This is a genomic window from Pseudoalteromonas sp. Hal040, from assembly GCF_037162425.1.
In the GTDB taxonomy this organism is placed as follows: Bacteria; Pseudomonadota; Gammaproteobacteria; order Enterobacterales; family Alteromonadaceae; genus Pseudoalteromonas; species Pseudoalteromonas gelatinilytica.
Genome location: NZ_JARLUU010000001.1, coordinates 1,895,085 through 1,908,736, shown reverse-complemented (window position 1 = coordinate 1,908,736; position 13,652 = coordinate 1,895,085). Strand labels below are relative to the sequence as shown.

At 40.8% G+C, this 13,652-nt stretch carries 10 protein-coding genes; 8 read left to right on the top strand and 2 right to left on the bottom strand.

The features are described 5' to 3' along the window. Positions 1-304 precede the first annotated feature (304 nt). Positions 305-1,744 (bottom strand): 16S rRNA (cytosine(1407)-C(5))-methyltransferase RsmF, encoded by a 1,440-nt coding sequence (gene rsmF / locus P4S60_RS08535; protein WP_337115673.1) that lies wholly within the window; start codon positions 1,742-1,744, stop codon positions 305-307. A gap of 281 nt (positions 1,745-2,025) precedes the next feature. Between rsmF and P4S60_RS08530 the strand changes: the two genes are divergently transcribed. From P4S60_RS08530 to prpF, 5 genes are all read left to right on the top strand, one after another. Further along, positions 2,026-2,730, top strand: coding sequence for a GntR family transcriptional regulator (locus tag P4S60_RS08530; protein ID WP_054554723.1), 705 nt, complete (start codon positions 2,026-2,028; stop codon positions 2,728-2,730). Positions 2,731-2,814: 84 nt separating this feature from the next. Then, positions 2,815-3,687: a methylisocitrate lyase gene (gene prpB / locus P4S60_RS08525; protein ID WP_337115672.1), complete on the top strand. Its 873-nt coding sequence runs from the start codon at positions 2,815-2,817 to the stop codon at positions 3,685-3,687. Positions 3,688-3,714: 27 nt separating this feature from the next. Then, positions 3,715-4,839 carry a bifunctional 2-methylcitrate synthase/citrate synthase gene (gene prpC / locus P4S60_RS08520; RefSeq protein WP_063704938.1) on the top strand — a complete coding sequence of 375 codons (1,125 nt, stop codon included), beginning with the start codon at positions 3,715-3,717 and terminating at the stop codon, positions 4,837-4,839. A gap of 117 nt (positions 4,840-4,956) precedes the next feature. Further along, positions 4,957-7,548 carry a Fe/S-dependent 2-methylisocitrate dehydratase AcnD gene (gene acnD, locus P4S60_RS08515; RefSeq protein ID WP_119851721.1) on the top strand — a complete coding sequence of 864 codons (2,592 nt, stop codon included), beginning with the start codon at positions 4,957-4,959 and terminating at the stop codon, positions 7,546-7,548. Between the two features lie 3 nt (positions 7,549-7,551). Continuing rightward, positions 7,552-8,721, top strand: coding sequence for a 2-methylaconitate cis-trans isomerase PrpF (prpF, locus tag P4S60_RS08510; RefSeq protein WP_337115671.1), 1,170 nt, complete (start codon positions 7,552-7,554; stop codon positions 8,719-8,721). A 40-nt stretch (positions 8,722-8,761) separates the two neighbouring features. Here prpF and P4S60_RS08505 read toward each other — a convergent pair whose 3' ends face one another. Further along, positions 8,762-9,670 (bottom strand): substrate-binding periplasmic protein, encoded by a 909-nt coding sequence (locus P4S60_RS08505; RefSeq protein ID WP_337115670.1) that lies wholly within the window; start codon positions 9,668-9,670, stop codon positions 8,762-8,764. Positions 9,671-9,864: 194 nt separating this feature from the next. Between P4S60_RS08505 and P4S60_RS08500 the strand changes: the two genes are divergently transcribed. The 3 genes from P4S60_RS08500 to P4S60_RS21525 all read left to right on the top strand — a co-directional run bounded on the left by P4S60_RS08500 (position 9,865) and on the right by P4S60_RS21525 (position 13,347). After that, the gene (locus P4S60_RS08500; RefSeq protein ID WP_337115669.1) at positions 9,865-11,811 is read left to right on the top strand and encodes a glycoside hydrolase family 97 protein; all 1,947 of its coding nucleotides are present in this window, start codon (positions 9,865-9,867) and stop codon (positions 11,809-11,811) included. A 959-nt stretch (positions 11,812-12,770) separates the two neighbouring features. Then, entirely contained in the window at positions 12,771-13,127 is a 357-nt protein-coding gene (locus P4S60_RS08495) for a hypothetical protein (RefSeq protein WP_337115668.1), read from the top strand. Further along, positions 13,030-13,347 (top strand): helix-turn-helix domain-containing protein, encoded by a 318-nt coding sequence (locus P4S60_RS21525; protein ID WP_442961480.1) that lies wholly within the window; start codon positions 13,030-13,032, stop codon positions 13,345-13,347. Before P4S60_RS08495 ends, P4S60_RS21525 begins: the two co-directional genes overlap by 98 nt. Positions 13,348-13,652 lie beyond the last annotated feature (305 nt).

Below are 13,652 nucleotides of genomic sequence, written 5' to 3'. Positions count from 1 at the left end.
ATCCTTTATCATTGTTTTTACAATGAAATCAAAAAGACTGATGCTTTGCTATGCGACTTTTGAATAAAAAACGCCCAGAACGAATCCGCATTGTTCTGGGCTTAGGGGTGGCTCGTGTGAGCCTGCGCTAACTATAAAAAAACACCTTCTAAATTCAGTAGGGAGAAGTAGAAAGTACTTTTAAGTGTAGTTAATCAGCAGGAAATTGCACGGTAAATGTACAAATTTTATACTAGTTTAAAATCAGACTGTTACAGCTTTTTACCTAAAGTCGTTGTTTTTTTATACAGCTCTTATGCGCAACTTATACCCAAGTTATCAACTGGGCATTTTGGACTAAATCACGCGGTAATGAGTTCTTAATTTTATTCTTTTGCCACTTACCAAGTCCTACCGGACAGCCACATAACATTAACACTACTTCACCATTATCTTGTGTTGGTTTTTCGAGTCGAATATCTTTACCGTTAAAGTAATCGTTTGCTTGGCAAGCCGACATCTCAAAGGTATTTTTATCGCAATCTTGGCCAAATACGGTGGCAAACTCATGCGCCAAGCGAACACCGCCTTTGTGGATCACACCAAGTTGAATACCTAAACGTGAGTATTTAATTTTATCTTGCAGTTCATCAAAGCCATCAGGAAACAACCAGAGCTCTTTATCACGTTGCATTAAGGTGCCTTGAAGTGATTTTAGACCGAACTGTTTTTTAATTGTTTGCATAAACGCTTGGCTTTGCTTTTTATCAAATTCAGCAAACGGAAATGCGCCTTTTTTAACTTTTTGATTTGGGTTATCGCTTGATGCTACTTTATTAAATTTAGCGATGAAGAAACCTTCACTGTCGTAAGTTTGCGGCCAAACATGCAAATAACCATCGCTGGTTGTCGCTTTGTCTGCGCCATCAAAAAGGCTATCGAGCGATTGTACCTCGATGCAATCAGGAAACTCTGCTAATAGATACTCACACACTTGTTGGTTCTCAAGCGGTGTTAAAGTACAGGTCGAATAAACTAATGTGCCGCCAGGCTTTAGGGCATAAAAGGCACTTTTTATAAGGGCTTTTTGCACAGCAGCAATATCAATATTAGATTCAATTGACCAATTCTTTAAGGCGTCTGCATCTTTACGAACCGTGCCTTCACCTGAACACGGGGCATCTAGCAAAATACTGTCGAAGCATTCATACATGTAATCCCCAAAGATCACACCGTCAAAATGTGATAATGCACAATTACCTACGCCCATACGTTTGAGGGTTGCTGCTAATACTTTTAAGCGTGACGATGACAACTCATTGGCCACTAACACGCCACTATTATCCATCATGGCAGCGATTTGTGATGTTTTTGAACCCGGTGCTGATGCCATATCAAGTACCGTATCGCTTTGCTGAACTTCGGCTCTCAGTGCTACCGGCGGTAACATTGAACTGGCTTCTTGCACATACATAGCACCACTTAAGTGTAAATCGGTATTTCCGATGGCAAGGACCGCTTCTTCGTCGCTAGGACGTGTTAGCCAGAATCCTTCTTCACACCATGGAATTGCTGTTAATTCCCATCCTTTTTTGGCGCATTGACGCTCAAATTCAGCGACTGACATTTTTAAAGTATTTACGCGAACAGATCGTCTCAGTGGGCGACGACAGGCTGCAATAAAGTCGTCTAATGATAAATGTTCAGGAAGGTAGCTTTTTACATCATCAATAAATGAGTCAGGAATATATGTATTAGCGTCCACTAAATGGCTCTCACATCACGTAATAATAGCTGGATCATACCATTTATAGCGCTATCGGGGGATATTTTTAGCTTTTTAAGAACGAGATTGAAGTGTCGACATATTACCAATATAAATGTTCTTTATAGCCATTATTTTTGATAAATATCATTTTATGTCGACATTTTGCTGGTTTTTTAGTCTGTTTTTCCGATCTCAAGGTTGACACATGCAATGATAGGGCGCATAGTGAACTCACAAATTGTCGACAATCTTAATTTAGTACTTAAATAGACCTATTTATGACAGAGCAAAAAGCCAACGATAACTACAACGATATCACGATAACAACAGCATCAGACCAAGTGTTTGTCGACATGCGCCGTGAAATTGTACAGGGTACCATTGAGCAGGGTAGCAAAATTTCTGAGCCAGAACTTGCTAAACGCTATGGTGTAAGCCGTGCCACCTTACGTGAGGCGCTAAATCGTTTAGAGAGCTGTTATTTGGTCGAGCGTAAAGCGAATGTCGGTTGTCGTGTTGTTGCGCTAACCGCCGAGCGTTTAATCGAAGTCTATCAGGTTCGTAGTGCCCTAGAAGGGCTGGCTTGTCGGTTAGCTGCCGACAACATGGAACCTGAAGAAGTGCAGGGTTTAAAACAGTTATTGAACCAGCACTTACAAACACAGCGTGTAAAAGAAGGTGAATCATACTACCAAGAAGCGGGCGACCTTGATTTTCATTATCGCATTATTAAAGGGTCGAAAAACGCACACCTAATTCATCTATTATGTAATGAGTTGTACCAGTTAATTCGTATGTACCGTGTACAAATGGGGATGGTTGGGCCGCGTGTATCAAAAGCGTTTGATGAACACTTAGCTATTATTAATGCCATTGAAAACCATGACGGTGAATTAGCCGAAATGCTTATGAAGCGCCATATAAGTGCGTCTCAGGCAAATATTCAGACGAAGTTTGACTTACTCGCAGCAAAAAATCAGTAGCGCCGTAGTTAAACAGTCACAATTTAGATTTAAAAAATAGAGTCAGCCAAAGAGCTGAAACCGTTCAAAGATAGGAGTTATCCAATGTCAGCAGGATTAAAGTTCAAACAGGCAATTGCCAACAACAAGCCATTACAAGTGGTTGGTACCGTCAACGCGTACTGCGCAATGATGGCAGAGAAAACCGGTCACCAAGCACTTTACCTCTCAGGTGCGGGTGTTGCTAACGCATCATACGGCATGCCAGATTTAGGTATGACTAGTCTAGATAACGTACTTGAAGATATTCGTCGAATCACCAGCGCTACCGACTTACCGCTTCTTGTTGATGCTGACACAGGGTGGGGCGGTGCATTTAATATTGCTCGTACGGTTAAAGAAATGACCAAAGCAGGTGCTGCGGGCTTCCATATTGAAGACCAAGTAGCACAAAAACGTTGTGGTCACCGTCCGAATAAAGAAATCGTGTCTAAAGATGAAATGGTTGACCGAATTAAAGCAGCGGTTGATGCTAAAACAGACAGTGATTTTTACATTATGGCGCGTACTGATGCATTCCAAAAAGAAGGCTTAAATGCAGCTATTGACCGCGCCGCGACGTGTGTTGAAGCTGGCGCAGACGCTATCTTTGCAGAAGCGGTACATGATCTAGCAGATTACCAAGCGTTTGCTAAAGCGTTAAATGTGCCGATTCTTGCGAACATCACCGAATTTGGCCAAACACCGCTTTATACAACTGAGCAATTAAGCGAAGTAGGTGTTGAAATTGTACTTTACCCACTCAGTGCATTTAGAGCGATGAACAAAGCAGCACTTAATGTGTATTCGTCTATTCTTAGCGAAGGCTCGCAGCAAAGCCAATTAGACAATATGCAAACCCGTGCGGAATTATATGAGTTTTTAGATTATCACTCATATGAAAACACACTCGATAACCTTTTCTCAGCTAAAAGATAATAACGACAACATATAAGGAGAACACTCATGGTAGATAAAGCATTAGGCGGCGCAGGTTTACGTGGTCAAGTAGCAGGTGAGACAGCACTGTGTACAGTAGGTAAATCAGGTTCAGGTTTAACTTATTGTGGTTATGATATTAGTGAATTAGCAGATAAAGCACAGTTTGAAGAAGTGTCTTTTTTACTGTCGCGCGGTGAATTACCAACAGAGTCTGAGCTGACTGAATATAAAGCAAAGCTAAAATCACTACGTGGTTTACCAGATGCACTTAAAACAGTGCTTGAGAACATTCCTAAAGACGCGCACCCAATGGATGTAATGAGAACTGGTTGTTCAATGCTAGGTAACCTAGAAATGGAGCAAGACTTCTCAGAAGCGAATGATGCAATTGACCGTATGGTTGCTGTATTCCCAAGTATTATTTGTTACTGGTATCGCTTTAGCCATGATGGCGTTCGCATCGACACTGAAACTGATGATGATTCGGTTGGTGCACACTTCTTACGTTTATTACATGACGAAGCGCCATCAGCACTGTTTGAGCAAGTAATGAATGTGTCTTTAATTCTTTATGCTGAGCATGAGTTTAATGCATCAACATTCACTGCGCGTGTGTGTGCATCAACATTGTCTGATATTCACTCTTGTGTAACGGGTGCGATTGGTAGCTTACGTGGTCCATTACATGGTGGTGCGAATGAAGCGGCTATGGATATGATTGAAGGATTCACAAGTGCAGATCAAGCTGAAGATGCACTGATGGGCATGCTTGAGCGTAAAGACAAGATCATGGGCTTTGGTCACGCCATTTACCGTGAATCAGATCCACGTAACGTGATCATCAAAAAGTGGTCAGAAAAACTGGCAGCAGAAGTGGGTGATGATGTGCTTTATCCAGTGTCTGTTCGCTGTGAAGAAGTTATGTGGCGTGAAAAGAAATTATTCTGTAATGCTGATTTCTTCCATGCATCTGCGTATCACTTCATGGGTATTCCAACTAAGTTATTCACGCCAATTTTCGTGATGAGCCGTGTAACAGGTTGGACAGCACACGTGAAAGAGCAACGTGCTAATAACCGTATTATTCGCCCAAGTGCAGATTATACGGGCCCAGAAGCGCGTAGCTATACGCCAATTTCTGAGCGTTAATCGTTAATTAAATCAGTGTTAGGGGTAGCTTAGCTGCCCCTTTATGAAGGGGCGAAATAAATACAAAAACAATCAGCCCACCTTTGTTCACCGTCACCAAGTACAAGTAGAATCATCATGAATACAAACTTTAGAAAACCATTAGCAGGCACCGGCGTCGATTACTTTGATACGCGCGCTGCTGTTGATGCAATTAAACCAGGCAGCTATGCCACACTTCCTTACACATCGCGAGTACTTGCCGAAAACTTAGTTCGTCGCTGTGACCCTGAAATGCTAAATGATGCGCTGTCGCAATTGATTGACCGCAAGCGTGATTTAGATTTTCCATGGTTTCCTGCGCGCGTTGTGTGTCACGACATCTTAGGTCAAACAGCGCTAGTTGATTTAGCAGGCCTGCGTGATGCCATTGCTGCAAAAGGCGGCGATCCTGCAAAAGTGAACCCTGTGGTACCAACACAGTTAATTGTTGACCATTCATTAGCGGTTGAACACGCAGGTTTTGAACCTGACGCATTTGAAAAAAACCGTGCTATTGAAGACCGTCGTAACGATGACCGATTCCACTTTATTAATTGGACGAAAACAGCATTTAAAAATATTGATGTGATCCCGCCGGGTAACGGCATTATGCATCAAATCAATTTAGAGAAAATGTCACCTGTGATCCAAAAACGTGATGGCGTGGCATTCCCAGATACATTAGTTGGTACAGATAGCCACACACCCATGGTCGATGCGCTAGGTGTTATTGCAGTCGGTGTAGGTGGTCTTGAAGCTGAAAGTGTGATGCTTGGCCGCGCATCTTACATGCGTTTACCAGATATTGTGGGTGTAGAGCTCAAAGGCAAGCCACAACCGGGTATTACTGCAACCGATATCGTACTAGCGATCACCGAATTTTTACGTAATGAAAGAGTTGTGTCGACCTACCTTGAATTTTATGGTGAAGGTGCCGATGCACTTACCTTAGGCGATAGAGCAACTATTTCTAATATGACGCCAGAGTTTGGCGCAACAGCTGCGATGTTCTACATCGATGACAACACACTTGATTACCTACGTTTAACTGGCCGTGAAGAAGAGCAAGTTCAACTCGTCGAAACTTACGCAAAAGAGACTGGGCTTTGGAGTGACAGTCTTAAAACGGCTGAGTATGAGCGTGTGTTAACCTTTGATCTATCGTCAGTTGGTCGCAATATTGCGGGCCCTTCAAATCCTCATCGCCGTGTTGCAACAAGCGAACTTGATAAAGCGGGTATCACTGGCGTTGTTGAAAATGAAGAAGGTTTAATGCCAGATGGTGCCTGTATCATTGCTGCAATCACAAGTTGTACGAATACCAGTAACCCACGCAATGTTATTGCTGCAGGTTTACTTGCGCGTAATGCTAACGCTAAAGGGTTAACCCGTAAGCCATGGGTTAAAACATCACTGGCACCGGGTTCTAAAGCGGTTAAGTCTTATTTAGAAGAAGCCAATTTATTACCTGAGCTTGAACAACTTGGCTTTGGTATTGTTGCCTTTGCATGTACAACCTGTAACGGCATGAGTGGTGCGCTTGATCCTAAAATTCAACAAGAAGTGATTGACCGCGACCTATATGCAACCGCTGTACTTTCGGGTAACCGTAACTTCGATGGTCGTATTCACCCTTATGCTAAACAAGCATTCTTAGCTTCACCGCCACTGGTTGTTGCTTATGCTATCGCCGGTACTATTCGTTTTGATATCGAAAAAGATGTATTAGGGCATGATCAACAAGGCAACGAAATTCGCCTTATGGATTTATGGCCAACAGATGAAGAAATTGATGCAGTGATCAAACAAAGTGTTAAACCTGAACAATTTAAAAAGGTTTACGAGCCAATGTTTGATTTAAGTGTAGATTACGGTGAAGACAACGATCCGCTTTACCAATGGCGTCCACAAAGTACCTATATTCGTCGTCCTCCTTATTGGGAAGGCGCATTAGCAGGTGAGCGTACATTAAGCGGAATGCGCGCATTAGCCGTATTGGGTGACAACATCACTACTGACCACTTATCACCTTCGAATGCGATTTTAGCGTCAAGTGCAGCTGGTGAGTACCTCGCTAAAATGGGCTTACCTGAAGAAGATTTTAACTCGTATGCTACTCACCGAGGCGACCATTTAACAGCACAGCGTGCAACATTTGCTAACCCTAAGTTACTGAATGAAATGGTTAAAGAAAATGGTGAAGTGAAGCAAGGTTCATATGCTCGCATAGAACCAGAAGGCAAAGTGACGCGTATGTGGGAAGCTATTGAAACCTACATGCAGCGCAAACAACCGCTTATCATTGTGGCAGGTGCAGATTATGGCCAAGGCTCATCACGTGACTGGGCAGCTAAGGGGGTACGCCTTGCTGGTGTTGAAGTGATTGCAGCAGAAGGTTTTGAGCGTATTCACCGCACTAACCTAATTGGTATGGGCGTATTACCGCTTGAATTTAAAGCGGGCACCACGCGAACTACATTAGGTATTGATGGCAGTGAGACCTTTAGTGTGAAAGGTGAGCCAACACCAGGCGCAACACTGACATTAGTTATTACCCGTGCCAATGGTGAAACTGTTGAAGTACCAATGACGTGTCGTTTAGACACAGCTGAAGAAGTGTCAATTTATTCAGCGGGTGGTGTGCTGCAACGTTTCGCGCAAGATTTTTTAGAATCTGAGGAGCACTAAGCGATGGCGTTTAAACCACAAATTAAGGTGCCAGCGACCTATATGCGTGGCGGCACCAGTAAAGGAGTGTTCTTTAACTTAACTGATTTACCTGAGCCTGCCCAAGTGGCAGGTGAGGCGCGCGATAATCTGTTATTACGTGTGATTGGTAGTCCCGATCCTTACCAAAAACAAACTGATGGTATGGGCGGTGCAACCTCGAGCACTAGTAAGACGGTGATTTTATCGAAAAGCATGAAACCTGATCACGATGTTGATTATTTATTTGGTCAAGTGGCTATCGATAAAGCGTTTGTAGATTGGAGTGGTAACTGCGGCAATTTAACTTCAGCAGTCGGAGCCTTTGCTGTGTCGAACGGCCTTGTTGATGCCAGCAAAATTCCAGACAACGGCGTTGTCGAAGTTAAAGTTTGGCAAGTAAACATAAGTAAAACCATTATAGTACATGTTCCAATTACTAACGGTGAAGTACAAGAAACCGGTGATTTTGAGCTTGATGGCGTGACCTTTCCAGCTGCTGAAGTGAAACTTGAGTTTATGGACCCTGCAGATGGCGAAGGGGCCTTATTCCCAACAGGTAATTTAGTCGATGAGCTAGAAGTGCCAGGTATTGGTATGTTGTCTGCAACGATGATCAATGCGGGTATTCCGACAGTTTTCATTAACGCCAGTGAAGTTGGCTACGATGGTACAGAGCTTCAAGAAGCCATAAACGGTGATGCATCGGCACTTGAAAAATTAGAAACAATTCGAGCCTACGGGGCGTTGAAAATGGGGCTAATTTCTCATATTGATGAAGCAAAGGCACGTCAACATACGCCAAAAGTAGCTTGGGTTGCACCAGCTAAGACTTACCATGCATCAAGCGGTAAAGTTGTCAGTGATACTGATATTGATTTAGTGGTACGTGCTATGTCGATGGGTAAATTGCACCATGCCATGATGGGCACCGTCGCGGTTGCAATAGGTACTGCAGCTGCTATTCCTGGTACATTGGTAAACCTTGCTGCAGGCGGTGGTGAGCGACAAGAGGTAAACTTTGGTCATCCATCTGGCACGTTAAAAGTGGGCGCTGCTGCAACACTTGTTGATGGTAATTGGCAAGTAACTAAAGCAAGTATGAGCCGAAGTGCGCGTGTGTTGATGGAAGGCTGGGTTAGAGTGCCTGAGTAGTACTCAATCGCGTACTGATATTATCAAAATAAAGCGGCGGTTACGCCGCTTTTTCTAATCCGTAGCACTGTTGTTTCATTCCTTCGATGAACTCGTCAAACTTGCCGCTTTGTTGCATGAGTTCTATTTCATCATTTAAATCTTGTAAAACTTTTTGCCAGTGCGGCGTTGATTTACTGACAGAAAAATAAAGCGGTTTGTATTCAAGTTTAGGCTCTAGCGCGACCAGTGATTCTAAAATTTGTCGTTTGCCGCTAATTGATAATTCAGATTTATAAACACTGGCTTTTAACACCTCAAGATCTGCCACAATCAGGCTTACTCGGTTACTTAGTAAGAGGTGGATTAGTTGGTACTCATTATTAGCGACGATTGTATCGATTTCTTTATTATCAATCATGGCATCGAGCTCTTTAGTGTTTTTATAAGAACGTACTACACCAATTGGTAAATCTTTAACTGATTTTAAATCCCCATTAAATGGAATTTGATTTCCTTTTAACGCCACGAAAGAAAGATCCCCACCTGGAATGGCATGACTCAAAGCAAGTAAATCGTTGCGGGTTTTATCAAGGAAGTTATCTGAAATAACATCATCTTCAACGAAATATTCAGGAAAGAGAATATCAGCGCGCCCTAATTCAGCTTCTCTTACGGCACGAGCCCACGGATAAAAGCTAATTTGCACGCCATAGCCTTTTTCAAGTAAGGAGCTTACAGCAAATTGGTAAAGCCAGCCTTTGTTACATAAGTTTTCGTCAATGTAGGGGGGCCAATCTAAAGTTACGAGTTTTAAAACGTGTTTGGCATCTAGGTTATAACCGTATCCACCGTTGAAGCGCACTGCTTCTTCAGTGTTGATTTCGCCATTTTTTTCAAAGCTAACAGGAGTAAGGCCCGCAAGAGCTTGATATGAGGCGAATAGAAAAAGCACGGTCAGTAGTTTCATAAATTTTCTAAGTTTTTGTTATTTATCTAAAGCTTAGCCTTTTGTCGTAAATATACAACCTAGGAACTGTAACAATATCTAACGGGTGGAGTACATTTTTGGATCACTGCTTATATCAATAGGATTGGGTGACAAAAACTTTACATTTGTATTATGATATCACTTAATGCTTTTGCAGCTTAAGGATAACAATAATGATAAAACCAAGTGTCTATATATCACTTCTCACAAGCTCTATGTTTGCTCACGCACAATTACCGCTTAGCGTTACAAGCCCTGATGGACAAATAACTGTAAAACTCGAAAAACAACAAAACCAACTTGTATATAGCGTAAACCATGGAACGCAGGTGTTTTTGCAGCAATCACAACTTGGTTTAAATACCAACCTGGGTGATTTTTCACAAAGCCTAAATTATAAAAGCCATACAATTGCTTCGGTCAATGAAAGTTATAAGATGCATAATGCGAAAGTAAGTGAAGTAAATTACACGGCGAATTCACTTAAAGCGCAATTTGAAAACCAAGACGGCAGAATGCTTGGCGTCGAGTTTAATGTGTCTGATAGCGATGTTGCATTTCGTTATCAAATCTCAGGGACTGAAACAGATACCCGTATCAAGGTGTTAGCTGAATACAGTGCTTTTAATTTACCAGATTCTGCAACCACATTTGTAAGCCCACAAGCCTTACCTGAAACGGGCTGGATGCAGACAAAACCAAGTTACGAAGAGCCTTATACCTTTAATGAAGCCCTTGGAACACCATCGGCGAACGGTGTTGGATTTACCTTTCCTGCATTATTTAAAAATAGCGATAAAGGTTGGTTATTAATTTCTGAAACCGGTGTTGATAGCCATTATGTCGGCTCAAAATTAAGTGAAGGCATAAAAGACGGTATTTATAGTATTTCATTTCCTCAGGCTGGCGAAAACAATGGCATTGGTGCGACTTATGCCGCTATGGCGATGCCAGCAACCACACCTTGGCGCACCATCACGTTAGGAACGAGTTTAAAGCCAATTGTTGAATCAACCGTGGCCTTTGATTTGGTTAAACCCCTTTATCAAGCAAGCCAAGATTACAAAATGGGTCGATCAACATGGAGCTGGATTGTTTGGCAAGACCCAAGTATCAACTACGATGACCAAATCAAATTTATCGATTTAGCTGCATCATTAAATTTTGAATATGTATTAATCGACAATTGGTGGGATAAAAACATTGGCCGCGATAGAATGGCCGATTTGGTTAAGTACGCCAATGGTAAGGGTGTTGATGTTATTTTGTGGTACAACTCAAATGGCTGGTGGAATGATGCACCTCAAACCCCACAAAATAGAATGAACAGTGCACCTGCTCGTCGAAATGAAATGGCGTGGCTGCAAAGCATTGGTGTAAAAGGCCTTAAAGTTGACTTTTTTGGTGGAGACAAACAAGAAACCATTAAACTCTATGAAGATATTCTCACTGATGCAAATCAGTATGGTTTAGTGATCACCTTTCATGGCAGCACCATCCCGCGTGGTTGGGAAAGAATGTATCCTAACTTCGTAACATCTGAAGCGGTTTTAGCATCGGAGAACCTTGTTTTTCATCAAAATTCGTTAGATTTACATGCCTATAACGCGACTATTTTACCGTTCACTCGTAATGCTATTGGCGCTATGGATTTTGCCCCTGTGTTTTTAAACAAACGCTTATCTCAAGATCAAACAGTCGGCACTACTCGTAAAACCACAGATACATTTGAACTGGCAACAGGTGTGCTTTATCAATCACCAGTGCAACATTTTGGCCTGACGCCAAATAACCTTAAAGAGCAACCTAAATTTGTTATTGATACTTTAAAGGCGATGCCGACAGTATGGGATGAAACTCGCTACATTGCTGGTCAACCAGGCCAAGATGCAATTATTGCAAGGCGTCATCAGCAAACATGGTGGGTAGCAGCTGTGAATGGTGAAAATAAAGCCAAAACATTAGACATAGATTTACCTATGTTAGCAGGCAAAAAAATCACACTGTTGTTTGATAAAAAAGATGGCAGTGCTGGTATTAAGCAAGTCATAGTAAGTAACAGTGGTAAGTTAACCTTAAACTTATTAGCTCAAGGCGGTGCACTAATTATTGGTCGCTAACAGTGAGTTAATAGGCGACGCATAGAAGCTAGATATTAAAAGTGAGCAGGTTGCTCGCTTTTTTATAGCTATATTTATCTTGTTAAATTAGACGTGGGTCACAGAGAGGAGGGATGCGCTAATAAACTGAACTTTTTATTTTTTAAATTAGTTAATTTAGAATTGGTACGACCGAGTGGATTCGAACCACCGACCCCTACCATGTCAAGACGTGTTATATTCAACTTAGACTGACACATGGAAAGCCTCTATTTCATATAATTCAATATCTTATGTTCTGTTGTTGCTTTTTAATTTGTGTGTTTATGTGTATTTTTTATGTAATTGCATTTGAAAAAGGCTCAGTTTAGGCACAAACTTAAAATGTTATTATTACCACTATTGTGTTGAAGTCTATGTTTCCCACTAAGTATGAAAAAGAGTATGCGAAGATAAATTCTATTTTCTGCACGGCAAGATTATAACAAGTAGCACTGGATAATGTTCTGCTTGATAGAACCATCAAGAATATTATTTCAGAAGTTAACTTGATTAGTTTCCTTAAGGCAAATAATGATGATAGTTTTGATGAGTTAGAGTCATTGTTAATGGACTCATATCAAGCCCCAATTCGGTGCTACGAAATTGATGGTAAATATTTTGCCTTTTCGGGTGTATTTACCTATATGAAGTCTCAACGTTTTAGGGCAACTAATGTTAACGCGACTATCCCTTGCTTGATTGTATCCTCTAGACCAAACCCGAACAGCGTAATTTAATTTTTTGAATGACGTGCTTAGAATAATGCTAAAGCAGTACTTCAATGTGAGTGGTGACTCTATATCAAAGTTGTTAAATTGCCTCTTTCCTAGTGAAGAGAATATTTTTAAAACCGAACATTGGCAAATGCTTTTTCCTAAAATAAATACAAAAACTGAGTTTTGCAAATGGCTAAAAATCAGTAATAAAGTCATAAAGTTATGAGTTATTTACGAAGAGAGTTAATTACCCATTTAGTCGATGGATGCAAAAATACAGGCTTTCACGTAGATAAAGAAGATATTAAAAATGACTTTGATGAGTTTTTATTGAAAATTAAAGCACCAGTTGATGATTTAAGGGGGTTATATTGGGTTTTTGATTTCATAAGAATTGTACGTGATACATCAAAAACTGCTTATAAAACGTTGTTAGAGCAAATTGCACTTAAAAAATATATCTTTGATCTTTTTATCAACTATGAAATTAAACTTTCAAAAGAAAACAATGTTAATTACAGGGAAAAAACATTTAAAAAAGGATGGTGTGCTTCTTATCCGTTATATTTTTTTAATTAAATCGCATGATTATAAGCATGAACCTAGGGCACTAGATTTCATTGTTCACTTTATAAAACATTACTATGTTGCTGAGGCGGCAGGCCTACAAAAAGCTGCTATCTCTAAAATGGCTAAAAATAATAACTATTCGACAACGACTCGCACATTGGATGCATTATGCACATATTTTGATTGTAAAATTGAGGATTTAATTACATATCAACACCAATCACTTTGATTTAAGTCTAGGGTAGCAGGCATATTTAATGGTGGTTATTGCCCAAAGAACTTTGACTATTTCATATAGACTTTATTACAACTAAATTGATGTCTAATAGCTTTCATGTCTGTTTTTTACGCAAATATCTATTGAAATGCCAGTTAATAATCATAACTTTAATTAATACATTTTATGGCTATTTCAATTACTCCCCCTTTTTTATTTAATCTTTAATTGTTAACAATGTGTTTATTTTGTTTCTTATTTGTACTAGTCTGTATTAGTCACAGTGTGTGACCAAAATGACAACATTAATTTAAAGA

Coding starts and splice junctions, on each gene's coding strand:
- P4S60_RS08530 (WP_054554723.1), top strand. CDS start 2,026: ATGACAGAGCAAAAAGCCAACGATAACTACAACGATATCACGATAACA.
- prpB (WP_337115672.1), top strand. CDS start 2,815: ATGTCAGCAGGATTAAAGTTCAAACAGGCAATTGCCAACAACAAGCCA.
- prpC (WP_063704938.1), top strand. CDS start 3,715: ATGGTAGATAAAGCATTAGGCGGCGCAGGTTTACGTGGTCAAGTAGCA.
- acnD (WP_119851721.1), top strand. CDS start 4,957: ATGAATACAAACTTTAGAAAACCATTAGCAGGCACCGGCGTCGATTAC.
- prpF (WP_337115671.1), top strand. CDS start 7,552: ATGGCGTTTAAACCACAAATTAAGGTGCCAGCGACCTATATGCGTGGC.
- P4S60_RS08505 (WP_337115670.1), bottom strand. CDS start 9,670: ATGAAACTACTGACCGTGCTTTTTCTATTCGCCTCATATCAAGCTCTT.
- P4S60_RS08500 (WP_337115669.1), top strand. CDS start 9,865: ATGATAAAACCAAGTGTCTATATATCACTTCTCACAAGCTCTATGTTT.
- P4S60_RS08495 (WP_337115668.1), top strand. CDS start 12,771: ATGAGTTATTTACGAAGAGAGTTAATTACCCATTTAGTCGATGGATGC.
- P4S60_RS21525 (WP_442961480.1), top strand. CDS start 13,030: ATGAAATTAAACTTTCAAAAGAAAACAATGTTAATTACAGGGAAAAAA.